A 25,094-nucleotide genomic window follows, 5' to 3' on the forward strand; every position below is an offset into this window, starting at 1 on the left:
GTGGAAATACGAAAAATGAAGACGGCAGAGCTCGATCAAAACATGAATCTGGGGGAATTTGCCTTTCAATTTGAGCTTTCAGCCGATCAGCGGGAAGACCGCAGAAAAATCATTAAACCGGAAAATACCTGGGTGGCCGTAGAAAACAAAGAAATTGCTTCAAAGCTTACTATTATTCCTTCTGATATCTATATTGCCGGACAGATTATGAAGATGGGAGGGATTTCAGGTGTGGCAACCTGGCCTGAAAAACGTCGAGGCGGATTGGTTCGCGAGCTTCTCCGCTCCGCTTTGGAAGATATAAAAGAAAGGGGATGTGAAGTCTCTCTGCTGTATCCTTTCTCTTTTTCTTTTTACCGGAAGTTTGGATGGGAGCTGTTTGCCGATGCAAAAACCTGGACGCTTTCAAGCGCTCAGCTTCCCAAGCCCGTTCCATTGGAAAAAGGCAGCATCTCTAGAGTGAAACAAAGAGCAGCAGCGGTGCTGCAGCCTATTTACGAAAAATGGGCTGTTTCCTATACTGGAGCTGTTATCCGTGATAAACAATGGTGGGATTACATGGTGTTAAAGCGGAAAACGGGAGAGGTTGCCGTATTTAAAAATGAACAGGGCGAAGATAGAGGGTACGTTATTTACAAAGTGAAAGATCAGAAGATGGACGTAAAAGAGTTTATCTGGCTCGACGAAGAAGCACGTACGGCGCTATGGAGTTTTCTGGCTCAGCACGATTCGATGATTACGGAAGTGGAAATGAAACCAGCTGTAGATGATCCAAGCCGTTTTCTGCTCCCGGATTCGAGGATTACAGAAAAGCGGGAAAGCTACTTTATGGCACGTATTGTAAACATGACTTCTTTTCTGCAGAAGTATCCGCTGCATTTAAAAGAAGGGGAAGAATTAAATTTAAAAATTGAAGATGATTTTTGTGAATGGAATCAAGGATTTTACAGCCTTGAAAATGTAGACGGCAGTATTCACATTCGATTTTTTCCAGGACGATCAGAGCATGAGGGCCTTGAAATGGATATCCAGACGGCCACGGCTGTTTTTATGGGATACATTAGTGCCAGGCAGGCTTGGAAATCCGGAAGAATCCAGGGAATGGAAGAACAGGCTAATCTTCTGCAGGCTGGTGTCAGCACCCTGGAGCCATTTATATACGATTTCTTTTAATAGGTACAAAAGAAGACCAGGGGGGTGACCCCCCTGGTCTTCTCCTTTGTTTATAAAAATAGTTCATATGCAGCCGGCAGCGCAGTTTTTATAACCAACTGTTATTTATAACGTTTGTCCACCGGGGGTTTCCGGGTAGCAATCATTGCCATGTAGGCAAGCGTGGTAAATAAAAATGTGACCGTAATCGCATGTGTTAAAGCAGATGCAAGATAGGCATTAACAAATACAATGGAAACGCCGGCAGTAATTTGCAGGACTGTTAAGGCGAATACAAGAATGCTTGCTGTTTTTAAAGCAGTTGAAGAAGCAAAGCGTTTAATAGTCCAGATCATCAGAATCGCGATGAAAATGAATAAAATAGTAGCAAACACCCGATGGGCAAAATGAATACCGATCTGAAAGCCCAATACGCCGCTCACATCCGGAATAATCTGGCTGTTGCAGAGCGGAAAGCCTTCACAGGCGTAAGTGGCATCGGTATGCTTTACATAGGCTCCTGTATAAATAACAGCGTAACAGTAAACGATAACGAAAAGCAGATAATTTCTATATCCTTTACTGACCAGTGGGGCAGGAGCATCTTTATTATTCTCAAAAGCTAAAACGGTAAGAAGAACCACTGTAGCAAAAGAAATAGTGGAAATCCCGAAATGGAGGGCAAGTACAAGGCTTGAATTCCCCCATATGACGGCCCCGGCTCCCATCATTCCCTGGAAGACAATAAAAAGAACAGCCATGAGAGCCATAAACTTGGTCTCTCTTAAATGGGAGAGTTTTTTCCAGGCCCATACAGCCAGAATAATCACAAACAGTCCCATAAGTCCGGACCACAAACGATGGCTGTATTCTATAATCGTTTCCAAAGCAGGAGAATCCGGTATAACTTCCCCAAAGCAGAGCGGCCAGGTAGCTCCACATCCTTCTCCGGAACCTGTTTTTGTTACGAGGGAACCTTGAATAAGTACAATTAACATTCCAATAGAAGTTAAAACACTAAAAATTTTTAAGCCAATATTATTCACTGCTATCCACCTCAGTCCAATCTATGCTGTATAAGTAACGAACCTATTGTAATCGTAGGGATTCTACATATAAAAGTCAATTTAATAGTAATGAACATTTAAAGGCGTTTCGTAAACTTGAATAAATTGTGAATATAAGGAAATAGGTGAAAGCGCGAAGCATTTAAGCTATAATATTATAGTAAGGATGCGGCAGGACCTTGCAATTTCTGGTTCTAACCAGGGTATTTTAATGCTACAATATAAACAGTGAAGCGTACACACAGGGGGATTATTTATAATAGGAGGTGTAATCATGAATAGGACAGGATCATCTGCTGATTCGCTTCATCATCCAGGAGCCTCCGGAGAAAATCGATTCGCTGCGCGCCTATTCTTTTTATTCAGGAGAACAGGGCTTTTATTTTTTGTTATTTTGATAACGTTTACAGTGATGCTGGCCGCAGAACCCTTCTCCAGCTTCCAATGGCAGCAGAATCTGCATTTGTTTATTCTTACCTTTGCCGGAACAGGGCTTCTTTTACAAGGGTGCGTTACGGTGGAAAATAAACTGAAAAAAAGCAGCCGGAACGACGGAGAAAAAAAGGATAAACAAGCGCTTGCTATAGGCCTTCTTGTTATCGCTGTAGGTATCATGCTGCTCTTTTCCATTAGTTTAACGACTGGATTATTTGGAACGTTTGCTGCTTTAGTGTATGTGTTTGGCTATGCGTACTGGCTCAAATATCGGTCAAGCTTCGGAAGCTTTATACAGGCGGGAGTTTTTGCAGTGCTGCCTTTAATCGCCTGGTCAGCAGCAGATGCTTCGCTTCACCTGGCGGCCTGGATTTTAGCGTTTCTATTTTTTATCTGGTACTGTACGTGCTCGCTGGCTCTTTCCGTTATGAAAAAGGAAGAATACATAAAAGCGGGAATTCCCGTACTTTCAGTGATATCTGGAAACAAGACAGCTAAACTTCAAAGTATTTTGTACGCAGCAGTTTTTATACTGGGTGCTCTTCTGCTGAGCCAGTATGGAACCGCGTATCTTATTACCGTAATGACCGGGGGAGCCGTCTGGCTCATTTGGCTGGCAGCAGGTTTGAAAGCCCGCTCGGACAAAAAGTGGGCAGCCGGGGCACTTGTCTGCTCCGTCGTATGTTTTTCCATGGTATTAATAACCATGGCGCTTCCTGCTCTATGAATTGCGCCGATCAGGCGTTGATATATTATTAATTAAAGAAAGAGGGGGTTAAATTAGCTATGAACAAGCATACGTTTATGATGCGGCTTCTGCCTTTATCTTTCATACTGCTCTTATTGTCAGGATGTGGTGAAGAACGCCTTACTGCGCTGGACCCATACGGTCCACAGGCAGAATGGATTCTTGATAACCTGATTTTGAGCTTGTATGTTATGGCAGTTGTCATTATTGTTGTATTTGCACTGTACTTTATTGCTGTAGTGAAATTCAGAAGAAAACCGGGTGACGATGAGTACCCTAAACAGGTAGAAGGAAGTAAAACACTAGAGCTAACCTGGACTATTATTCCTATATTTTTATTGGCAATTCTAGCCGTACCGACAATTACAGGTACATATTATTTTGCTGACACAACGCCCCAGGCCTCAGGATCCAGCGGTGAGGGAGAAGGCGAAGGTGTCACGATCGATGTAACAGGTCATCAATACTGGTGGCAGTTTGATTATCAAGAAGGCTTTACCGCAGGGAATGAAGTATATATTCCTGTTGGAGAAAGAGTAGAATTCACATTAACGGCTGAAGATGTTATCCATTCTTTCTGGGTACCGGCACTTGGTGGGAAAATTGATGCTATTCCGGGAATTGAAAACAGTCTTTGGCTCGAAGCAGATGAGCCTGGTATTTACAAAGGGAAATGCGCAGAACTATGCGGACCTTCCCATGCATTAATGGACTTTAAAGTAGTAGCACTTGAGCGCGATGAATACAACAGCTGGGTAGAAACCATGCAGGCAGAACCTGCTGAACTGGAAGAGGATACTACAGCTGCAGATGGACGACAGGTATTTGAAGACCAGGGCTGTATTGGATGTCATGCTGTAGACGGTCAGGGTTCTGCCCAGGGACCGACGCTGACAAACTTTTCCGACCGGGAGACGATTGCCGGGGTTGTAGAATACAATGAAGAAAATCTTGAAGCATGGATTCGTGATCCGGAATCCTTTAAGCAGGGTAACAATATGCAGGCATATCCGGACATGGAAGATCAGGATATGGAAGCTCTGCTTGATTACCTTGATACGTTAGAAGTGGAACAGCCGGCTCTGGGAAGACAAATAGAGACGGATGGATCAGATAGAATAGAAGAACCACAAAACGAATAAAGAGTAAAGGAGGGTAAATCCAATGGCGGATTATTCAGCAATTATTAAAGAAAAGAAAGACAAAAGCGTCTTAATGGACTGGCTGACCACAGTAGACCATAAGAAATTAGGCGTTATGTATTTAATAGCGGGTACGTTGTTTTTCCTAAAAGCAGGGTTAATGGCTGTTTTTATGAGAATACAGCTTATGTTTCCGGAAAACAACTTCCTGGACGGGCAGACATTTAATGAATTTATTACGATGCACGGAACCATCATGTTATTCCTTGCAGCAACACCCTTATTATTCGCTTTTATGAACTATGTTATTCCCCTTCAAATAGGAGCGCGTGACGTAGCATTTCCTTTTGTGAATGCGCTCGGTTTTTGGATTTTCTTTTTCGGCGGACTGCTATTAAGCGTCAGCTGGTTTTTCGGAGGAGCTCCGGACGCAGGCTGGACGGCATATGTGCCTCTGTCGGCAGGAGATTACGGACATTTAGGCATGGACTTTTATGTTCTCGGTCTTCAAGTGAGTGGTATTGGTACACTGATCTCTGCTATTAACTTTATTGTAACGATCGTAAATATGCGTGCCCCAGGGATGACAATGATGAGAATGCCGCTTTTCTGCTGGACTTCACTTGTTACTTCCCTACTGATTGTATTCGCTTTTACGCCATTAGCTGCAGGGCTTGCTCTTCTTATGCTTGACCGGCTGTTCGGCGCACAGTTCTTTTCACCGGACAGCGGTGGAAATGCTGTATTATGGCAGCATATTTTCTGGATTTTCGGGCACCCGGAAGTATATATTTTAGTACTGCCGGCATTTGGAATTATTTCCGAAGTCATCCCGGCCTTCTCAAGAAAACGATTATTTGGTTACACAGCAATGGTATTTGCTACATTAATTATTGCTTTTCTAGGCTTTATGGTTTGGGTTCACCATATGTTTACCGTTGGTATCGGCCCGGTAACAAACTCGGTATTTGCTATTGCCACTATGGCAATAGGAATACCAACAGGCATCAAAATATTCAACTGGCTCTTTACGATGTGGGGCGGTAAGCTGACGTTTAATACAGCGATGCTGTGTGCTTCTTCTTTCGTCCCTACCTTCGTATTGGGCGGTGTAACTGGTGTTATGCTTTCTATGGTTCCAGTTGACTATTTATACCATGACACTTACTTCGTTGTAGCCCACTTCCATTATATTATTGTAGGTGGTATTGTTCTCGGGCTGCTGGCTGGATTGTACTACTGGTATCCAAAAATGTTCGGCCATCATTTAAATGAAAAGCTTGGTATGCTGATGTTCTGGATGTTTTATATCGGTTTTCACATGACATTCTTTGTGCAGCATATTCTGGGCCTTATCGGAATGCCAAGAAGGGTGTACACGTACCTGGAAGGCCAGGGAATGGAAACGATGAACTTAATTTCCTCACTTGGGGCATTTCTAATGTCTGCCGGTATTATCGTACTGGTTATTAACATCGTATATTCTGCTATGACAGCAGAGCGTGTGGTAGTAAGCGACCCGTGGGATGCAAGAACATTGGAATGGACGACTCCAACCCCTGTTCCGGAATATAACTTTGCACAGACGCCGCAGGTACGCTCCCTTGATCCTTTATTTTATGAAAAGATTCATGGAGACGGCAAAATGAAGCCGGCTGAACCATTATCTGACATTCATATGCCAAATGGTTCAATTCTTCCTTTCATTATTGGAATCGGCATGTTTGTCTGGGGATTCGGAATGATTATGATTAATATGGAAAACGCTATTGTATCTCCATACGCTGTTATTATTCCAGGCTTTCTGCTTACATTCGGGCCGATGCTCGTCCGTTCTATTAAAGAGGACCACGGTTACCACATTACAGCAGAAGAATTGAAAAAGCTGGAAAAGGAGGTAAGTTAACATGGCTGATCACGTAGATATGACAAAAGGCCTTCCTTCCAATCCCGAAAAAGCAACGCTGGAAGGAAGAAATAAATTTTTAGGCTTTTGGATCTTTCTAAGCGGGGAAACGATCATGTTTGCTACCTTCTTTGGGGCTTTTCTCGGCTTAAGAGAAGGAACGGCAGGAGGTCCAACTGCAGAAGAATTATTCCAGCTGCCGCTTGTGTTTATCATGACAATGCTGCTGCTAACGAGTTCGCTTACGAGTGTACTGGCGATGTACGCGATGAAACGCAACAATTTTAAAAGCATGATGATCTGGATGACTACTACCGTAGTACTCGGTATGGCATTTCTTGGTTTAGAAATCTATGAGTTCGTGGAATATGTACATCACGGGCTGGGTTTTACTACAAGTGCTTTTGGGTCTTCCTTTTATGCTCTAGTCGGTCTTCACGGAGCCCACGTGCTATTCGGACTTGCCTGGATCAGTACGCTGCTTATACGCTACGCCAGAACAGGTATTACCCTAACGAATGCTCCGAAGTTTTATCTGGCCAGTCTATATTGGCACTTTATAGACGTCGTATGGGTGTTTATATTTACCGTCGTTTATCTTATGGGAATAGGGGGAGCTTAATATGGCAAATGAGTTATCCAAACCATTCGAAAAAAGCGCATTGTCAGACGAAGATCTGCACAAGATGAATAAAGAAAAGAAAGTGCAGATTACTTCTTTCGCTTTTATGATTTTTCTAACATTCCTGGCATTTATTGCAGTAGCCACGGAAATGATTGAACCAACCTTTGCTGTTCCGTTTATTCTTGTACTGGCAGGAATTCAATTTTTTCTACAGTTGTTTTACTTCATGCATTTGAAAGACAAAGGCCATGAATGGGCTAACACATTTATTATTACCGGTGTGGTGCTTTCCACTCCAGCCTTGATTGCATTAACGTTTCTTCTGGGTATGACAAAATACTAAAAAGAAACAGCCTTTCGTTGAGAGAGGCTGTTTTTTTGTGTGTTCACTGATTTGTTAGAGATTTGAAACAGGCGGCAGCTGCTTTCCTGTATAATGAAGAATAGATAAATAGAGAAATGGGGGAGACGATGAGTAAATCTTCAGATCAACTATCATCACAATCAAAGGGTTCATCAGAAAAAAGCCATGTGGCTATAGTAGTAACGCTTACTATTGTTATTAATGGTCTGGTCACCCTTTTGTTTTTTATGGATGGGCTGGGCGGAGATATAGAAGCTTTCGATTTAACAATCCTGCCAATGATGAATGCTATATTTAACAGCTTCACGACCGTCTTTTTGTTTACAGCATTGTTTTTTATTTTGAAAAAAAACATTACGATGCACAAGCGGTTTATTTATGCCGCGTTTTCTTCCACCGGGCTGTTTCTAGTCACTTATGTTACGTACCACGCTTTGGCGGAATCTACCGAATACGGTGGTACAGGAGCAATAGCCGCTGTATACTACTTTATTTTAATTTCCCATATTATCCTGGCAATTATTATTGTGCCGCTTGCAATATGGACGTTTTTAAAAGGAATCACCTCCCAGGTTGAAAAACACCGGAAAATTGCCAGATGGACAATGCCGCTCTGGCTGTATGTTAGTATAACCGGAGTTATTGTGTATCTCATGATCTCTCCTTATTATTAAAGAATAAGCAAACGGACTGCTCTTGTGAGCAGTCCGTTTTTGTTAAGTTAAATTTTAAAATCGAGTTTGATGAGACCGGCTTCCCGCGCGGATGTAAAAGCAATGACTGCGAGAGGACCTACAATAAAGCCGACGATACCAAGAAGGGAAAGGCCGATATACAAGGATATAAGTGTGGCCAATGGAGAAAGGCCGATGTGATGACCCATCACTTTAGGTTCTACCGTCCGGCGGATGATCAGGAGAATAATTCCTAATGCCAGCAGCTGGGTGCCAAGCACCATATCCCCGGATAAATATTGGAAAATCGCCCACGGAGCAAGAATAGCAATAGAGCCAATAATGGGGATGAAATCTATCACCCATATAATGAGCGCCATAATCAGAGCTACCTCGGGCACAATAAAGTATAACCCGATATAGGTTACAATTACGATAATAAGACTGACCAAAAACTGGGCTTTAAAAAAGCCAATGATTACTTTACCAAGACGAGCCGTCATAAAATGAACTTTTTGAGCGGTTTCTACTTTCATGAAAGAATACATTTTCCTGCTCAGACGGGGAAGGTCCATCATAAACAAGAACAGTGCAATTAAATACACAATAAATGATACTAGATAGCCAGGGATAGAAGCGACAATACTCGTAACGGTATTTAAAAACTGGCCATCGGTAAAGATGTTACTAACGTTATTAAGCATGTCAGTTACCTGGGCATTTATTACGTTAATTACATCAGGAGGCAGATTCATTCGTACATAGGTGTTTTCAATAGAAGCCTGTATTTCTTTCCAAGAACGGTTTACTTCAGTTATGTAGTCCGGCAGGTTTTCCACAAATAGAATAGCCTGTGTCACAACTTGAGTAATGATTAGATAACCGGCGATGCCGAGAGAAATAAGAAACAAGATAAATACTACCATTACAGCAATGGAACGCCGCCACTTAGCTTTTTCATTTAACAGCCTGACAAGAGGCGAGAGAGCAAGCGCTGTGAGTAATGCGAGAATAATAGGACCGGAAACCGGCAGAATGAAAATTAGAGCAACGATAAGTATAAGTATGGATAAAAAACGAATCATATTTTTTTTCGTAAGGAACGACGACACAGCTATACCCCTTTCAGACATACGGACAAGATAGTATACCAATTAGTATATAGGATTTAAAAGAAGAGAACAAAATATTTATCCCGTGAACATAAAAAAAGAAGCTGGTTTCAGCTTCTTTTTGATTATTTCTTTGCTTTTAGGACATCCCAGACTGCTTTTGTTTTGTCCTGGCATTTTTGAATGATTTTTTCCGGGAATTCTTCATCGTATTCTATTCCGTGTGGATAGTAATGTCTTCCAAAATAGGGTGTTAGTATTTCAACAACTGTATCTTCGTCCGGAATATCTCCGTCCACCGCATAAGCCGGGATACGTAAATAGTAAGTCGCATCATCCGTGCGGTCAAAAAATTTATAATCAAATGTTACGCGCTCATAGTCCCATTGACCAGCGTGAATAAATCCTGCGTCTTTAATGATTCTATGTAGCTTACCAAATGTGATTTGAGTGCCCTCAAATTCATAATCTGCAATTTGCATGTGCTGCGCCCCCTATTTATACATATATTCTTATTTTAATATTAAAATAAAGCGTTTGCAATGGGGAGATGGAATTTCATGAGTTAAGCCAGGAAATCAATTACATAAAACGTGCCGGTGCCATAGGCAATAATTTGATCTTTTTCGTCTTTCACAGTGGAAGATAAAAAAAGCGTTTTTGAGCTTTGCGATATCACTTCCGTTCGGCAGTACAAATAGTCTCCTTTTCCGGGTTTTAAGTAGTTCACCTTTATTTCCAGTGTAACAGCCGCCTTTTTTGCAGGAGTGGAGTGGTTGGCAAGGGTTCCCATGCAGGTGTCCATTAACGTAGCGGTTACTCCACCGTGGACAATCTCGAGCGGGTTTTGTATGCCTTTATGAATCGGAATGCGCATTTGATAGCTTCCATCTTCATTCCATTCTCCTTCCGCCTGCAGCCAGCCGCTCACGTAAGAAGGATGGTGGCCTTCGTGCGTTTGTTTGAGGCCATTTAGAAACTGCTGCATCACTTCTTTTTCTTCGGCTGTTGCAGACTGTAAAAAATCCTTAATATCTGTTGATAAGGTTTTTGTATCTGTCATATTCGATCCTTTCCTAATGCTTTAATAGTTATATTGTAGCAAGCAAGCTCAAGCATGCCAATTAATTCTTCAAACAAAGGCTTATTCCATGTTATACTCCGGATAGGAGGTGCCATTATGAACAGTACTGCTTATACGTCGACACCAGCTGACATTTTAACAGCATCAGAGGAGCTGACAGCTTTGTTGTTTACCTCTGATATATATATAGCTTACACGACAGCCAAGGCTGAAATGGAAGCTGATAAAGAAGCCCGCAGGCTTATTTCTGAATTCACCGGCTGGAAGGACCGTTACGAGGAAGTCCAGCGTTTTGGAAAGTACCATCCGGATTATAAATTGGTTTCAAAAGAAATCCGGCTGAAAAAGAGGGAGATGGACGTCCATCCAACCGTTACGGCTTTTAAAAAAGCAGAAAAGGATTTAGAAACCCTTTTAAATGATATTTCCGGAGAAATCGCCGGGGCAGTTTCTCCTAATATAAAAGTGCCTACCGGAAACCCATTTTTCGACAATGCTTCCTGCGGCACCGGTGGATGCGGGTCCGGCGGTTCGTGCGGGTGCAGCGCATAGACTATCTGCCTGATTAACGTTCTGTTTTTCATATAAGATCTTTTTCTTTAGTACAGAAATTGCTGCCAAGGAGGAACAGTATGTTTAAAGGGAGTATCGAATACCAGACAGTAGTAAAAGCATCCAGAGCCGACGTCTGGAATTTCTTCCAGGATTCTAAAGCACTGGAAGGACTGACGGATTTTCCGGAAGTTACCGTAGTATCCAATGGAGAGTCGAAAGCTGGAGAGACGGTGGAGATTCAAATAGCAGCCGGCCCGATTAAATGTAATTGGGTGTCCGCTATTACGGACAGCAAACAAGAAGAGTATTTCGTAGATGAAGGAAAAGATATACCGTTTCCTTTAATCAACTGGAAGCATACCCACTCTTTTCAATCGCTGGCTGATGGAGAGCTGACCGGAATTACAGATCACGTGGAGTTCGAAAGTTATGCTCCATCATTATTTATTAAAGCAGGATTATATAACATGTTTAAAGACAGGGAAAAAGCACTGCAGAAACAATTTAAACAATAACGAAAAGAGCCATCCATCTGGACGGCTCTTTTGCTTTATGCTGAATATCTGATTATGCTTATCCTTTTTCAAAGTAACGGTGGATTAAAGCAAGAATGGATCGTCTTGTTAAAATGCCGACAAAAGAATGGTCATGATCTTCAATGCAGACAAAAGGATGATTAATAGAAAGCATCAGCGCTTTTCCAAATGTTTCATCTTTGTGCATACGAGGAACTTTAGCAGACATCACATCTTTTACTTTGTAGTCATGAAGGCGCTCCATTTCGATGCGTTCAATACCCAGGATAGAATCGAGGATGTGCGCTTTGCTGATCTGACCCTGCACCCTGTATGATTTATCAAGCACAGGAATAGCGGTATAACCCGATTTGATTAAAATAAGCAAAGCATGATCCAAAGGGTTTTCAAGCTGTACGTGTGCGACTTTTTCATCTGACACAATAAGCTGTTTTATTTCGTTATCCATGATCTGGCTGTTTTTTAATGTTTGCATGTGTTTCATCACTTTCTTTCTGTAGGCGCTCCCGCGCCGGAAGTTTCAAGTAACACCTCAGCACAAGTGTTGGAGGGTTTATACCTCTTTTATCGTATGCTCAAAAAATAGGAAAGTCAAGAAAATATTGTAAGCGTTACATGAAGCGAAATCGGATGATGCCGCCACTTACATATACCCCTTTACTTTTGTATTTAATCCATAATATGTTTATTTCCGCAGGTTAAAAGCAGCATTTAACTGGCCGCGCAGCATTTTATCACGAAGCTCTGAATTCTTCATTTTCTTTTGTTCCATCCTGCGTATTTCAAACGTCTGCATACCATCTTCCATTTTATCAGCTATGTCAATCAGGCGTTCCACATCGCCAAATGAATATTTTCTTGTACCACCGGACGATCGTTCCGGAAATATCAGCTTTCTTTCTTCGTAATATCTGATTTTTCTCTCCGACAAACCTGTAAGTTCGCTAATGACTCCTATTGTAATGACTTTTTTGTCTTTGTAGTTTGAAGACATCGACAAGCGCCCCTTTTTCTCTATTGTTTCTAACAACATATCATAAAATCTTACATAGTAAATGTACATTGTTAGATTTCCTTACATGATTGAGGTTCTTTTCTGTTGTATATACGCTATACTATAAAGAACATCAGAAAGAAAAAAGTACGTGAAAAAAACCCTGTATACAGCGTCAGCAGGAAGTTCTTCAGGATACATACAATATTCAATGCCATAGGCATAAAGAACCTTTGTAAGAGCGCCTGAGCGCTGTATATCTAGTGTCAGCAGAGTAAATGTCCTTTGTGGCAGGGAGCTATTTGTGATAAGCTAATATTTGTGAAATTTTCAGAATTTAGATTAAAGGAAACTATTTATTTGGGAGATGGGAACGAATGAACGTAGCAAAATTTGGGGGATCCTCCTTGGCAGACGCCGGGCAGATCAAAAAAGTAGCATCGATTATTACGGCAGATACAGATAGAAAAATAATTGTCGTTTCCGCGCCAGGAAAAAGAAGCGATGAAGATACAAAGGTAACGGATCTGCTGATTCATTTAGGCGAAACAGCATTGGCTGGAAAAGACACAGCAGAGGCTTTGCATAATGTGGTCGAACGGTTTCGTTCGATAACAGAAGAGCTGGGGCTTTCCGAAGACATGCTGCAAATTATTGAAAAAGACCTGCAGGAAAGAGTCGACTATAAAAAAGACAATCCGGGCCGGTTTCTTGATCAAATGAAAGCAGCGGGAGAGGACAACAATGCAAAAGTGATTGCCGGCTATCTGCAGAGCCTGGGAATCGTGTCAGAATACATAAATCCGGCAGAAGCCGGTCTCTATGTCAGTGACACCCCTGGAAACGCGCAGGTGCTTCCGGAATCCTACGACAACCTGTACAAGCTGCGGAACCGGAAGGGAATTCTAATATTTCCCGGTTTCTTTGGTTATTCCAAACAAGGCGAGCTGGTTACTTTTTCCAGAGGGGGGTCAGATATTACAGGCTCCATCGTGGCAGCCGGTATTAAAGCTGATTTATACGAAAACTTTACCGATGTGGACAGCGTATTTGCAGCGAATCCAAACGTAGTTAAAGATCCTGTAGCCATTAAAAGAATGACTTATAGAGAAATGCGTGAGCTGTCTTATGCCGGTTTCGCAGTATTTCATGATGAAGCTTTAATTCCTGCATTCCAAAAGTCGATCCCGGTATGTGTGAAAAACACAAACAATCCTAAAACGAGCGGGACGATGATTATTTCGGAAAGAGAGTATGCATTGAATCCCGTTATCGGCATCGCAGCGGATAAAGGCTTCAGCACCTTGTATGTGAGAAAGTATCTAATGAACCGGGAAGTAGGGTTCGGGCGCAGGTTATTATCGATTATCGAAGACGAGGGGATCTCCTACGAGCATATACCTTCCGGGATTGATGATACTTCTGTGATTCTGGACAACAGCCAGCTGACCGATGCTATTGAAGAAAAAATTATCCAGCGCATCACAGAAGAACTCGAAGCAGACGATGTGTATTTTGAAAAAGGTCTGGCCATGATCATGCTTGTTGGAGAAGGCATGCATGAAACAGTTGGTATTGCAGCAAGAGCAACAAAAGCTTTAATGGAGAAACAGATTAATATTGAAATGATTAACCAGGGTTCATCAGAGGTTTCGCTTTCCTTTGGTATTAAAGAAGGACAGGTCGATGATGCAATCAGGGGCCTGTATGAAGAATTTTTCAGCACAAAAGAAGTATTGCAGTAAAAATCAAAAAGACGGAAACCGATAATTATCGGTTTCCGTCTTTTTTTTGTTCCATAATCAGCTGTTTAAGTTCCTGTATTTCTTTTTGCAGTTCCTTTGTCGTTACCTCGGGTCCGTTAGCCGCTTCTTTTTCCATATTATCGGCTTTTTCAACATTACTGACGATTACACCGATGAAAAGGTTAAAGATAATAAATGTACCAATCAGCACGAAGCTTACAAAATAAAACCAGGACATTGGTGCCTGCTCTAAAACAGGGCGCATGACGCCACTGGCCCAGGATTCAAGCGTTACTACCTGGAAAAGCGTTAAAAGAGTCAGCTGCAGGTTGCCAAAGTATTCGGGTTCGATATCCTGATACAGCATCGTTCCGATAACTGCATAAATATAAAAGAAAATACTCATTAGAAACATAATGTTACCGAGCGAAGGGATCGTTAACAGGAGCGCGTCTACGAGTCTCTTTAACGATGGTATAATAGAGATGGCCCGGAGGACACGAAGTACACGCAGAATTCGAAGCACAGTAACAAAATGGGCCCCGGCGAAGATGTGACCGGCAAATACAATCAAAAAATCGAACCAGTTCCATGGATTTTTAAAAAATCGATAAGATGGTTTAAAGGCAATAATCCGAAGAACAATTTCAACAGTGAATATCCAAAGCAGTATCCGGTCCGCTATGTAAAACCAATGTTGATTTTCCTGATAAACAGCTGGATATGTCTCAATGCCTACTAAGGCAGCGTTAATTAAAATAATAACCATAATCGTATTAATAAAAAGCGGACTTTCGACAAGTACAGCTAATTTATCCCGCCATGTCCGGCGTTGTTTTGACTCTTTCATAAACCTAAAACTCCCTTTATTCTCTATTAATGGCTGCTGCTGATTTATTAGCTGGTTGTAATAAGGCACACAACTATCTTATTGTACTAAAACACAGATAGCATGGAAAGATTTCTTTCTCGAGCGCCGGGGATTGAGGTACGCTCGACGAGGGTATAGAACATAATAGAAAAAGGGGATGAAAGCAGATGAAAAATAAACAAGTGATTATTATAGGCTCCGGCCTGGCTGCGTGGAGTGCTCATGCCGTTTTGGAGGCTAGAGGTATCAAGACAATGATTCTGGAGAAGAGCAGAGGCGTTGGAGGGCGTATGGCCACCCGTCGGATGGGGGAAGGACGTGCAGACCACGGGGCTCAGTTTATTACAGCCCGCAGCACGGAAATGAAACAGCTCATCCAGGAATGGGAAAGAAACGGCTGGGTGAAAGAATGGAACAAAGGTTTTGCCCGTGCAGAAGACATAGCTGACCGGAAAATAACCGAGAACGGCGGAGACGGGCATCCCCGCTATGCAGGAGTAGATGGAATGTCCCCTTTCGTAAAAAGGCTTTGGAGAGGAAAAAATATACATACATCCCACCTTGTCCGGACCATTAAGCCTGGAAAAGAAGGCTGGATTGTGGAAGGCGAAGCAGGAGAAGATCATTTTTCTTTTTCAGCAGAAGGCGTTCTTGTTACGGCCCCTATGCCGCAGACGCTGGCGCTCTTTCCGGAATTTCCGGGTTCGTCTAAGGATCAGAAAACGATGGAAGAACTTACTTACGAGAAAAGCGTTGGATTAATGATTGCTTATTCCGGAGAAACAAAGATTCCTGAAGCCGGCGGCATTCAGTGGGAAAAAGGCGACATTGCTTTTGCCGGCTGCAATTATCAAAAAGGTATTTCCAAAGAGAAGCTTCTGACGATTCATGCGAGCGGAGACTGGTCGGGTATCCATTGGGAGGAAGCAGAGGATACATTGAAAAGCGCTCTTCTTCAAAAGATAGACTGGCTGCTGGACGACGCCGAAATACAAGACGTACAAGTGAAAAAATGGCTCTATGCCAAGCCGAACGTGCTTTTTCCTGAAAGGAGCATCAGCTTTACATCACCGGCACCTGCAGCGTTCGCCGGAGATATTTTCAAAGAAGGCAAAGCAGAAGGCGCTATTTTGTCAGGAAAACATGCAGCTGAACATTTATCTCTTTAAATAATAAGCCCGCTGAAGGCATATCTTCAGCGGGCTTATTGTTTATTTAAGTGGGGTGGTAGCAGGTTTTCCTAATTCTTTGGATCGTTCAATAGCCCGCATGATACTGGCAGTAAAATGTTCCTGGACATGATGCTGCTCGAGTACATCAAAAGCAGCTTCCGTCGTGCCGGCGGGACTCATAATTTCTTTATACAGCTCTTTTGACGTTTTTTCGGTGTGCTGCAGCCGCAGGGCTGCACCGAAAAAGGTTTGTATAATAAGTTCTTTTGCTTCATCTTCATGAAGGCCGGCCTGTCTCCCCGCATTTTCCATTGCTTCGACCATGTAATACAAATAGGCGGGACCGCTGCCGGCAATGCCGGTAACAGCATCCATTTTTTCCTCAGTAAGTTCGGTTACTGTTCCGATAGAACGAAACAGAGCCGCCGCAATCCGTGCGTCTGTTGAAGAAGCATAGGATCCCAGGGAGATCGCGGTCGCAGATGCCCCGACTTTAGCCGATGTGTTTGGCATCGCTCGTATAACCGGCGGGTGAATCGCGAAAAGATTTTCCATATACATAGTAGAAATTCCGGCCATTACAGAGACAATAATTTGTTCATTTGACAGCTTATGGCGTATGGAGTGAATAGCGTCTTCTGCATGCCTGGGTTTCATTGCGAGAATAATGACCGAGGCTTCTATCGTTTTTGTATCTTTGAGCTGGAAGGAGTGGATACCATATTCTTTTTCCAGACGAAGAAGTTTATCTTTGTCCGAATGGTTGGTGACTGAAATTTGATCGGGCTGTACGAGTTCTTTCCGGATCAGTCCGCCGATAATGGCTTCTGCCATAGCTCCTGCTCCAATGAAAGCAAACGACTGGTTCGTAAGCATAAGCTCCTCCTATTCTTTTATCTGTCCGGTACCTTCGATAATATATTTATAAGACGTGAGCGCTTTAAGTCCCATTGGTCCACGGGCATGAAGTTTTTGAGTACTGATGCCGATCTCTGCGCCGAAGCCAAATTCAAAACCATCCGTAAATCGCGTGGAAGCGTTATGATAAAGGGCCGCTGCGTCAATACCTGCAAAGAATGCCCGCTTATTTTCTTCGTTTTCCGTAATGATCGACTCGGAATGAGTCGTGCCGTACGTTTGAATATGGGAAATTCCTTCTGCTGCACTGTCAATGCATTTCATGGAAACAATATAATCGAGGTACTCTTCAGCCCAGTCAGACTCCTCGGCTGCTTTAATATCGGAATGAAGCGCCTGGATTTTCTCGTCCCCTCGAATTTCAACCCCGGCAAGGAGAAGCTCTTCTATTAATTCACTTCCATTTTCCTGCAGCCATTTTTCATGCACGAGGATGGTTTCGCAGGCGTTGCAGACAGAAGGACGCTGCGTTTTTGCATTAATTGCAATATCGATGGCCATTTTTTTACCAGCTGATTCATCAATAAGAACATGACAGTTCCCAACTCCGGTTTCTAAAACAGGAATGGAAGACTGGTCAACCACAGTTTGAATAAGACCGGCACCGCCACGTGGAATCAGCACATCAAGATACTTATTCATTTTAAACATTTCTGATGCCCCATCACGTGAAGTGTCTTCTGCCAGTTGAATAGAATCAGGGGAAAGGGAATATTTTTCCATTCCTGCATGGATAGCATCGATAATAGCCTGGTTGGAATGATAGGCAGATGAACTGCCGCGAAGCAGGACGGCATTTCCGGTTTTGACTGCTAAAGCAGTTGCATCGGCTGTTACGTTAGGTCTGGCTTCATAAATAATACCGATAGCACCGAGCGGGACACGTATTTTTTTTATTTCAAGTCCATTGGGACGATCCCAGGCTTCTATTTCTTCTCCAATAGGATCGGGCAGGGCGGCAACATCGCGGAAGCCGTCCGCCATCGTTTTAATGCGTTCCTCTGTTAAACGCAGCCTGTCCAGAAGTGCCTCGGTAAATCCCTTTTCCATTCCAGCTTCTATATCTTTTTGATTCGCTTCCAATATGGTAAGCGTATGTTCTTCCAAAGATAAAGCCAGTTCATTTAATACATTGTTCTTTTGGGCAGCGTTCAGCACGGCGAGCTCTCCGGCTGCCTGTTTTACTTTTTGGCCCTGTTCTGTCATTTTACTCATTTACTTCATCTCCTTCATAGCAACCCAGTCATCACGATGGATGACTTCAGCTTTGATCGTTTTGGTGTAAGCCGCAGCTTCTGAGCTTGATTTTCCTTTAATATCTGCCAATTCAGCGGAGGACATATTTACCTGTCCTTTACCGATAAGCTTTCCTTTTTCATCCACTACCTGCACGACCGATCCGCTGCCGAACGTGCCTTTAATTAATTTGATGCCGGCAGGGAGAAGGCTTCTGCCATTTTGAAGCAGAGCCCGTTTGGCACCGCCATCGACTACCAGTTCTCCTGAGGGAAGAGAGTGCAGTGCAAGCCATTGCTGCTTTGATTTCAACGTGAACTGCCCGGGATAGCCGATATACGTTCCATTTCCTTTTCCATCGATAATATCCGTAAGTTTATGCGGACCTGATCCAGTGCCAATAAATATGCGCAGCCCCAGCTGCAGAGCCGTTTGGGCAGCGAGAAGTTTTGATTTCATTCCACCGGTGCCAACCAGGCTGCCGCTGCCGCCCGCTCCAATAAGAAGCTCATCTGTGATTTCAGAAAGAAAATGGTATTTTTTGGCCGAAGGATTTTCTTTTGGATGTGAATCATAAAGGCCGTCCACGTCGGTCAGGATAAATAAATCATCAGCCTGGCACAGTCCGCCTACGAGAGCCGACAGCATATCGTTGTCGCCAAACGTAAGCTCATCCACCATAATAGAGTCATTTTCGTTAATAATCGGGAGCACCTGGCGCTGAAGCAGTTCGGAAAGAGTGTTGTACGCATTTTGATACTGCGGCCTGTTGGAGAAATTATCACGTGTCAGCAGCAGCTGCCCGGTTGAAATGCCATACGCATGAAACTCCTTTGTGTATGCTTCCATGAGAAGGCCCTGGCCTACCGCAGCTGCGGCTTGTTTGCCGGCAAGCTTTACGGGGCGGGAGGGGTAGCCGAGCCGGCCGAATCCGGCAGCCACGGCGCCGGATGAAACGAGAATAACCTGATGACCCCGCTCCCGCAGTGCTGCAATAGCTGATACGTGTTCTTTCAGTTTTTTTTCACTCAGCCTGCCATTTGGGGTAGTCAGCGAACTGCTTCCAATTTTTACGACTATCCGTTCCTTTTTCATTTGGGCTCTTCTCTCCATTTCATTTATCTGTTAATACAAAAAAGCCCCCGTCCTAATAAAGGACGGAGACGTATAATCCGCGGTGCCACCTTCGTTGAAAAGCGATAACTACCGCTTTTCCACTTGGAACTTTAACGCAGTTAACGATCAGGCTGTCGGCCTGACAGCTCCAGAGCAGGTTCATAAAAGAGATGTTACAGCGCCTCTCAGCCAGTGAGCGCCATTTTCTGTACGACATCCTGCTTTTATTACTATTCTCCTTCGACACTGTTTCTCTTTTTTTAATTCGGGATGATACAATAGTTGTTCATATTATGTTTCATAGATGCGGAGTTGTCAAGCAAATTAAAGCCCTCCGCGGAAGCCGTGGAAATAAAGATACACAGAAAGAGAGATGAAACGATGACAGCAGAAAAAACAGTAGTAATCACGGGAGCCGGAAGCGGACTCGGACGATGGATCAGTATTGAGAGTGCAAAGCACGGCTATTATCCCATTCTGGTAGGACGATCCGGAGAGAAACTAAGAGCTGTCCAGCGTGAACTGGTGCACCTGGGCGTTTCTTCAGATATAGAAACGGCGGACATTAGAAACCATGAGGATAACAAAAGAGCTGCTGAAGCCATTTTGAATCGAACAAAAAAAATCGATGTACTTATTAATAACGCCGGGTATGGAGTTTTTGCGGAAGCTGAAAACCTTTCCTATGATAGTGCCAGGCAAATCATGGAAGTGAACCTGCTCGGTCTAATCGATTGGACAAGCTTGTTTCTGCCGCATTTAAAACAACAGCAGAGTGGGCGTATCGTTAATATCGGCTCCATGGCAGGTAAAATAGCCACCCCTAAAGCCTCTGCCTATGCAGCGAGTAAGGCCGGGGTTATTGCTTATTCCAATGCGCTTCGTATGGAGATGAAACCTCACCGTGTATCGGTGATGACGGTGAACACCGGACCGGTCAAAACACCTTTTTCAAATAAAGCGGACCCGACCGGACAGTATGAAAAATCGGTGAGCAGGCTCGCTATTCGTCCTGATAAGCTTGCCCGTACTATTGTAAAAAACCTGGATGGGCGTGCCAGAGAAATAAACCTGCCCGGTTACATGAACAAAGCGGCCCTGCTGTACAGTTTGTTTCCAAAAACGGTAGAACAGCTGGGCAGAAAGCAGTTTATGAAAAAGTAAACGTGGATTTTCTCGTTAGCTGCGTTCTTCTTTATAAAAACGGGAGCCGGTAATCGACTCATAAACATGAATGGCGCTCATCGTAACGGCCATCGTGCTGCCCCCGGGAAAGACGGAATCTCCGCACATCCAGAGACCGGGCAGGTTTGTCCGATGGGAGAGGCTGTTGAAAAGAGCATAGCGGCTCGTCTGCGGAAAACCGCCCACCATGCCATCCGGACGGTGGATATAATGCTCCCACGCATGAGGAGCACCAGGAAGCAGGGAAGACAGAGCATCAGACCAGCCTGTCTGCGATAAAAGAATTTGTTTCAATTCTTCCAGGGTCTGCTGTTTCTGTTCGTCATAGGTGGTTCTGTTTTTCCAGCGTGCAGGATCGGTGTGCGTGGAAATAGTAAAGGTACGTTCCCGTCCCGGAGCCCTCAGGGTGTCTTCTTCTTCAGATAACGATACAAACATGTGCTCTTTTTCAAAAGCATTTTCCGGTCCCCACATTATCTGCTGGAACAACGGGGTACCGGCAGATGCTTCTGTCAGCGTGCCGTACATAGAAAAAGCGCTCCAGATTGGAGTTCGGCTTCTTTTCTGCCATTTTCCTCCGAGTGCCGCAAAGTCGGCTTCGCTCATTAACGAAGGAAGCACCTGAACGGGTACATTCAGGACGAGATCCTTCGCTGTAAACAGTCTGCCGCGTTTATCGACTGCTTCCCACAGGCCGTTATTTCTTTGAATTTTTTCGATGGTACGTCTTTTGACGGCCTGGCCGCCGTTTGCTTTGACTGCAGCTGCAAGTGATTCGGCACCTCGGTAAAGCCCGCCTTTCATATAGTGGGCACCTTGATGGTAGATGGCAAGACCATACAGGCCGAGAAGGGCGGCTGCTTTATCAGCGGAAGCCTGCATGCTGTCGAGGAGCTGGCCGTTAATATACTGCATGAACCCATAATGTTTATCAAGCTGATACTGGGCGAGCACTTGTGTTACTGTTTTCCGGTAATATGGAATAAGTACGGCTGCTCTGCCATCAGCGGAAGCGAGCAGCGTTTTCCAATCCTGCCAGTTTTTCGGCGGCATAACCGGTGCTTTTTTTAATAAAGATAAAAATATATCCCCTGTTTTGGCAACAAGCTGGTAGAATTTTTCGATATGGTCACTGATCTCGGGAAAAGTATGGCACAGGTGCTGGATGTGGGTATCCATGTCTGCATAGACTGTAATAGAGAACCCGGCAGAGTGTACATCCATAATAGCAGACAAAGGGGTTTTTTCCGGCTGGGGGAGACCAAGGTGGTTAAAAACACGGTAATGAAGACCATCAGGCTCCTGAAATCCCAGGCCCAGTGTGGCGCCGACCGGATAAATGTAATCTCCTCTTCTGAATTTGCCTGCACTTCCGCCCCATTCATTTGAAGCTTCCAAAAGCGTAACGGATTTACCTGCACGGCTTAGAAGTCCGGCCGCCGTGAGGCCGCCAAATCCACCGCCTATAATCAATACATCTGAAGAGTCCATCAGCATATTCCTTTCTTGAAAGCAGCTGGAAAGCGCTGCTTTATTGCTCTTATTGTATACCCATGCTAGACTAAAAAGAAATCCAGTAAAAGGGGAAGACCTTATGTATCCAAAACGAACAGGTATTGCTATATGGCTGAAGTCCACTAAGCATGCTCGACAGCTTCGCCGGTACGGGGTCGTTCACTATGTTTCGAAGTCGATGAACTACGCAATAGTTTACTGTAATGAAACCAGCGTGGAATCGGTTATAGAGGATATAAAAAACCTTCATTTTGTCGAGAAGGCGGAACGATCCATGAAACCATCTGTAGCTACAGAATATAAAAAGAAAACAATCGAAAAAGAGCCGGCACCGGACTATACTATGGGCCTGTAAACAGACTTTTTCCTATACAGCCATGAACCCCCTGACAAAGGGGGTTCATTTTTATGGAGAAGAACGGTATTGGCAGCAATATTGTTTCGATTGCCGGAATATAATATAATGAGCGGGAAAGAAGGAATTCATATGCCAAAATGGAAGAAGAATTTATACATACTTGTTGTGTCGCAGTTTATGGTTATGGCTGCTATGACGATGATTATTCCTTTTCTCCCGCTTTATCTGCAGGAGCTCGGGGTAACCGATCCGCAGTCTATAACCATTTGGGCTGGGTTTATATTTGGTATTAACTTCTTAAGTGCGTTTATCGTTTCTCCGTTCTGGGGGAAGCTGGCTGATAAATATGGAAGAAAACCGATGGTGCTGCGTTCGGGAATTGGTATGGCGGTCGTTATGATTTTGACCGGCTTTGCTACGGGGCCGTGGAGCCTTTTGTTTCTAAGACTTCTGAACGGAACCATCTCAGGATTTATTCCTGCTTCGATTGCTTTGGTGTCCACCAACACTCCAAAAGAAAAAGCGGGCTATGCGCTGGGTATTCTTCAATCCGGTGCGGTGGCCGGCGGCATATGCGGTCCGTTGTTCGGCGGACTGCTCGCAGAAGCGTTTGGCTTCCGGACTATTTTTAATATAACAGGTATCGGCCTGGCGCTCGCAGCGCTCACCGTTTGGCTGTTTGTAAAAGAAGAGTTCACGCCGCCCGAAGCTGGAGAAAAAACAAGTACGATGGATGATTTTAAAAAAATAGCAGCGGTTTCTCCGATTGTTCAAATATATATGGTCGTATTTATTATTCAATTTGCGCTGATCGGTGTCAACCCACTCGTTTCTTTATATGTGGAAGATTTAAGCGGCGGGGTGAATAGTGCATTTTATGCAGGTCTGGCTGTGTCTTCTATGGGAATAGCTAATATGGTGGCAGCCCCTATTCTCGGAAAAACAAGTGATAACAAAGGAGCGTATTATACCCTTTTCGTCTGTTTAATCGGTGCCGCTGTCTTTTCGGTGCCGCAGGCCTTTGTGACCAACTTATGGCAGCTGATTGCCATGCGGTTTATGACAGGCCTCTGCCTCGGAGGGCTGCTTCCTGCTGCCAATACTTTAATCAGGCAGCTGGCGCCATCAGGTATGGAAAGCAGAACATACGGATTTTCGAATAGTTTTCTATTTTTAGGTTCTCTGCTTGGGCCGATTATCGGCGGGCTGCTGGCCGCGGTGTACGGCATTCAGGGAGTATTCTTAGTTTCAGCTGTAATGCTTACGATAGCGGTCATTATTATGAAAGTGTATGTTATACCGGGAATTAAAAACAGAAACAAGGACAACGCCGATTAGCAGGTTTACACCCATCTGTGCATGCGGTACTATGTGATCAGTAAACGCCCGTCTTAAAGGAGAGGAAACGTAGTGAGGATAGTAGCAGGCTCTTTTAAAGGAACTATAATTAAAGCGGTGCCCGGTAACAAAACGAGGCCTACGGCTGATAAAGTTAAAGAAGCTGTATTTCACCGGCTTGGTCCTTTTTTTGAAGGGGGAGAGGCACTGGATTTATTTGCTGGAACGGGAAGTCTCGGTCTGGAAGCGTTAAGCCGTGGCTTCGATAAAGCAGTATTTATTGATCAGGCCTCCCAGGCCCTTAAAACGATTAAATTGAATATAAATCAATGCCGCTGCGGTGACCGGACGGAAGTGTACCGAAATGACGCAGGACGCGGACTTGAAGCGCTGGCACGCCGAAAAAGATCATTTGACGCTGTGTTTTTGGATCCTCCTTATGCAGCAGGGGAAATTCCAGCTCTTCTTGAGAAGCTGAATGATCTTCAGTTAATAAATAAGGGTGGATTTGTTTTATGCGAGCATGCTTCCAAAGAAATCCTGCCGGACCAGACAGGAAACCTGCAGAAACACCGGGAGGATAAGTACGGGGATACGATGATAACAATTTATTATGAAAGCTGATATAATAAAGCGAATCAATAGACCATAGAGTATACTGCAGGTGTTAACGCAGATATAGAGGGGGAACCGTCATGGCAAGTGTAGCTGTATATCCTGGAAGCTTTGATCCCATTACAAATGGCCATCTGGATATTATTGAAAGAAGCGCCAAAGTGTTTGATCGGGTGATTATATCCGTTTTACATAATAGAAATAAAGTACCGTTGTTTTCTGTGGAAGAACGAGTGGCTATGCTGAAAGATTCGATAAAGCATATTCCAAATACAGAAGTGGATTCATTTAATGGACTGCTGATTGAATATATTAAAGAAAAAAAAGCTCATACCATTGTAAGAGGGCTTCGGGCGGTCTCTGATTTTGAATATGAGATGCAGGCAGCGTCGATCAACCGCAAGCTTGCTCCGGACATTGAAACCTTTTTTATGATGACAAATAATCAGTATTCATATCTAAGTTCAAGTATTGTAAAAGAAGTGGCGAAGTATGAAGCAGATGTAGGAGATCTTGTGCCGCCAATGGTGGAAAAAGAACTTAAAAAGAAGTTTTCTGCCTCTACGTAACACACTTTAAGGTTTGGGGCAGAATACCCCAAACTTTTTCTATGTATAAAGAGATGGAGATG

General features: G+C 43.7%; 27 protein-coding genes and 1 other annotated feature. Of the genes, 16 read left to right on the top strand and 11 right to left on the bottom strand.

All coding sequences use genetic code 11. From position 1 onward, the window contains the following. Positions 1–1,173, top strand: a complete 1,173-nt coding sequence (locus AC5W2J_RS10135) for a GNAT family N-acetyltransferase (protein WP_496059347.1) — start codon at positions 1–3, stop codon at positions 1,171–1,173. 101 nt (positions 1,174–1,274) lie between these two features. On the opposite strand, the gene AC5W2J_RS10140 is transcribed toward AC5W2J_RS10135, so the two are convergent. Next, entirely contained in the window at positions 1,275–2,198 is a 924-nt protein-coding gene (locus tag AC5W2J_RS10140; protein WP_496059348.1) for a COX15/CtaA family protein, read from the bottom strand. A 295-nt stretch (positions 2,199–2,493) separates the two neighbouring features. On the opposite strand from AC5W2J_RS10140, the gene AC5W2J_RS10145 reads away from it, so the two are divergent. From AC5W2J_RS10145 to AC5W2J_RS10170, 6 genes are all read left to right on the top strand, one after another. Next, positions 2,494–3,381, top strand: a complete 888-nt coding sequence (locus AC5W2J_RS10145; RefSeq protein WP_496059349.1) for a UbiA family prenyltransferase — start codon at positions 2,494–2,496, stop codon at positions 3,379–3,381. 59 nt (positions 3,382–3,440) lie between these two features. Next, the gene (gene coxB, locus AC5W2J_RS10150) at positions 3,441–4,544 is read left to right on the top strand and encodes a cytochrome c oxidase subunit II (RefSeq protein WP_496059350.1); all 1,104 of its coding nucleotides are present in this window, start codon (positions 3,441–3,443) and stop codon (positions 4,542–4,544) included. A gap of 22 nt (positions 4,545–4,566) precedes the next feature. After that, a complete protein-coding gene (gene ctaD / locus AC5W2J_RS10155) occupies positions 4,567–6,450 on the top strand; it encodes a cytochrome c oxidase subunit I (RefSeq protein WP_496059351.1) in 1,884 nt (627 codons plus the stop codon). A 1-nt stretch (position 6,451) separates the two neighbouring features. Next, on the top strand, positions 6,452–7,072 hold the full coding sequence (locus tag AC5W2J_RS10160) for a cytochrome (ubi)quinol oxidase subunit III (protein ID WP_496059352.1): 621 nt from the start codon (positions 6,452–6,454) through the stop codon (positions 7,070–7,072). 1 nt (position 7,073) lies between these two features. Then, complete coding sequence (locus tag AC5W2J_RS10165; RefSeq protein WP_496059353.1) at positions 7,074–7,418, top strand: cytochrome C oxidase subunit IV family protein; 345 nt, start codon at positions 7,074–7,076, stop codon at positions 7,416–7,418. A gap of 128 nt (positions 7,419–7,546) precedes the next feature. Continuing rightward, on the top strand, positions 7,547–8,113 hold the full coding sequence (locus tag AC5W2J_RS10170; RefSeq protein ID WP_496059354.1) for a DUF420 domain-containing protein: 567 nt from the start codon (positions 7,547–7,549) through the stop codon (positions 8,111–8,113). Positions 8,114–8,160: 47 nt separating this feature from the next. On the opposite strand, the gene ytvI is transcribed toward AC5W2J_RS10170, so the two are convergent. From ytvI to AC5W2J_RS10185, 3 genes are all read right to left on the bottom strand, one after another. After that, on the bottom strand, positions 8,161–9,225 hold the full coding sequence (ytvI, locus tag AC5W2J_RS10175) for a sporulation integral membrane protein YtvI (RefSeq protein ID WP_496059355.1): 1,065 nt from the start codon (positions 9,223–9,225) through the stop codon (positions 8,161–8,163). Between the two features lie 125 nt (positions 9,226–9,350). After that, a complete protein-coding gene (locus AC5W2J_RS10180) occupies positions 9,351–9,707 on the bottom strand; it encodes a YugN family protein (RefSeq protein WP_496059356.1) in 357 nt (118 codons plus the stop codon). A gap of 83 nt (positions 9,708–9,790) precedes the next feature. Then, a complete protein-coding gene (locus tag AC5W2J_RS10185) occupies positions 9,791–10,288 on the bottom strand; it encodes a PaaI family thioesterase (protein WP_496059357.1) in 498 nt (165 codons plus the stop codon). A gap of 117 nt (positions 10,289–10,405) precedes the next feature. Here AC5W2J_RS10185 and AC5W2J_RS10190 point away from each other — a divergent pair, with 117 nt between their 5' ends. Together AC5W2J_RS10190 and AC5W2J_RS10195 are read left to right on the top strand one after the other, a co-directional pair. Next, positions 10,406–10,861 (top strand): YlbF/YmcA family competence regulator, encoded by a 456-nt coding sequence (locus AC5W2J_RS10190; RefSeq protein WP_496059358.1) that lies wholly within the window; start codon positions 10,406–10,408, stop codon positions 10,859–10,861. 80 nt (positions 10,862–10,941) lie between these two features. After that, on the top strand, positions 10,942–11,379 hold the full coding sequence (locus AC5W2J_RS10195; protein ID WP_496059359.1) for an SRPBCC family protein: 438 nt from the start codon (positions 10,942–10,944) through the stop codon (positions 11,377–11,379). Positions 11,380–11,437: 58 nt separating this feature from the next. Here the strand turns inward: AC5W2J_RS10195 and cbpB are convergent, their stop codons facing one another. Beyond that, the gene (gene cbpB, locus AC5W2J_RS10200; RefSeq protein ID WP_252315639.1) at positions 11,438–11,875 is read right to left on the bottom strand and encodes a cyclic-di-AMP-binding protein CbpB; all 438 of its coding nucleotides are present in this window, start codon (positions 11,873–11,875) and stop codon (positions 11,438–11,440) included. Positions 11,876–12,085: 210 nt separating this feature from the next. After that, complete coding sequence (locus tag AC5W2J_RS10205; RefSeq protein ID WP_120192354.1) at positions 12,086–12,394, bottom strand: MerR family transcriptional regulator; 309 nt, start codon at positions 12,392–12,394, stop codon at positions 12,086–12,088. A gap of 377 nt (positions 12,395–12,771) precedes the next feature. Here AC5W2J_RS10205 and AC5W2J_RS10210 point away from each other — a divergent pair, with 377 nt between their 5' ends. After that, positions 12,772–14,139 (top strand): aspartate kinase, encoded by a 1,368-nt coding sequence (locus AC5W2J_RS10210; protein ID WP_496059360.1) that lies wholly within the window; start codon positions 12,772–12,774, stop codon positions 14,137–14,139. Positions 14,140–14,164: 25 nt separating this feature from the next. Here AC5W2J_RS10210 and AC5W2J_RS10215 read toward each other — a convergent pair whose 3' ends face one another. Next, on the bottom strand, positions 14,165–14,989 hold the full coding sequence (locus tag AC5W2J_RS10215; RefSeq protein ID WP_496059361.1) for an ion transporter: 825 nt from the start codon (positions 14,987–14,989) through the stop codon (positions 14,165–14,167). A 188-nt stretch (positions 14,990–15,177) separates the two neighbouring features. Here AC5W2J_RS10215 and AC5W2J_RS10220 point away from each other — a divergent pair, with 188 nt between their 5' ends. Continuing rightward, positions 15,178–16,179 carry an NAD(P)/FAD-dependent oxidoreductase gene (locus AC5W2J_RS10220; RefSeq protein WP_496059362.1) on the top strand — a complete coding sequence of 334 codons (1,002 nt, stop codon included), beginning with the start codon at positions 15,178–15,180 and terminating at the stop codon, positions 16,177–16,179. Between the two features lie 42 nt (positions 16,180–16,221). On the opposite strand, the gene proC is transcribed toward AC5W2J_RS10220, so the two are convergent. Genes proC through proB form a run of 3 tightly spaced genes read right to left on the bottom strand, consistent with a single transcriptional unit; the run spans position 16,222 to position 19,431 of the window. After that, the gene (proC, locus tag AC5W2J_RS10225) at positions 16,222–17,058 is read right to left on the bottom strand and encodes a pyrroline-5-carboxylate reductase (protein ID WP_496059363.1); all 837 of its coding nucleotides are present in this window, start codon (positions 17,056–17,058) and stop codon (positions 16,222–16,224) included. 9 nt (positions 17,059–17,067) lie between these two features. Then, the gene (locus AC5W2J_RS10230) at positions 17,068–18,315 is read right to left on the bottom strand and encodes a glutamate-5-semialdehyde dehydrogenase (protein WP_496059364.1); all 1,248 of its coding nucleotides are present in this window, start codon (positions 18,313–18,315) and stop codon (positions 17,068–17,070) included. Further along, on the bottom strand, positions 18,316–19,431 hold the full coding sequence (gene proB, locus AC5W2J_RS10235) for a glutamate 5-kinase (RefSeq protein WP_496059365.1): 1,116 nt from the start codon (positions 19,429–19,431) through the stop codon (positions 18,316–18,318). A 55-nt stretch (positions 19,432–19,486) separates the two neighbouring features. Next, positions 19,487–19,705: a binding site (T-box leader), on the bottom strand. Between the two features lie 128 nt (positions 19,706–19,833). Here proB and AC5W2J_RS10240 point away from each other — a divergent pair. Beyond that, positions 19,834–20,616, top strand: a complete 783-nt coding sequence (locus AC5W2J_RS10240) for an SDR family NAD(P)-dependent oxidoreductase (RefSeq protein WP_496059366.1) — start codon at positions 19,834–19,836, stop codon at positions 20,614–20,616. Between the two features lie 15 nt (positions 20,617–20,631). On the opposite strand, the gene AC5W2J_RS10245 is transcribed toward AC5W2J_RS10240, so the two are convergent. Then, positions 20,632–22,128 (bottom strand): FAD-dependent oxidoreductase, encoded by a 1,497-nt coding sequence (locus AC5W2J_RS10245; RefSeq protein ID WP_496059367.1) that lies wholly within the window; start codon positions 22,126–22,128, stop codon positions 20,632–20,634. 103 nt (positions 22,129–22,231) lie between these two features. Here AC5W2J_RS10245 and AC5W2J_RS10250 point away from each other — a divergent pair, with 103 nt between their 5' ends. The 4 genes from AC5W2J_RS10250 to coaD all read left to right on the top strand — a co-directional run bounded on the left by AC5W2J_RS10250 (position 22,232) and on the right by coaD (position 25,032). Next, positions 22,232–22,507: a YlbG family protein gene (locus AC5W2J_RS10250; protein WP_496059368.1), complete on the top strand. Its 276-nt coding sequence runs from the start codon at positions 22,232–22,234 to the stop codon at positions 22,505–22,507. A gap of 132 nt (positions 22,508–22,639) precedes the next feature. Then, entirely contained in the window at positions 22,640–23,848 is a 1,209-nt protein-coding gene (locus tag AC5W2J_RS10255) for an MFS transporter (protein WP_496059369.1), read from the top strand. A 72-nt stretch (positions 23,849–23,920) separates the two neighbouring features. Next, entirely contained in the window at positions 23,921–24,472 is a 552-nt protein-coding gene (gene rsmD / locus AC5W2J_RS10260) for a 16S rRNA (guanine(966)-N(2))-methyltransferase RsmD (protein WP_496059370.1), read from the top strand. 71 nt (positions 24,473–24,543) lie between these two features. After that, the gene (coaD, locus tag AC5W2J_RS10265) at positions 24,544–25,032 is read left to right on the top strand and encodes a pantetheine-phosphate adenylyltransferase (RefSeq protein WP_496059371.1); all 489 of its coding nucleotides are present in this window, start codon (positions 24,544–24,546) and stop codon (positions 25,030–25,032) included. The last annotated feature ends 62 nt before the right edge of the window (positions 25,033–25,094 follow it).

It is taken from the genome of Sinobaca sp. SA16-1 (assembly GCF_059510515.1).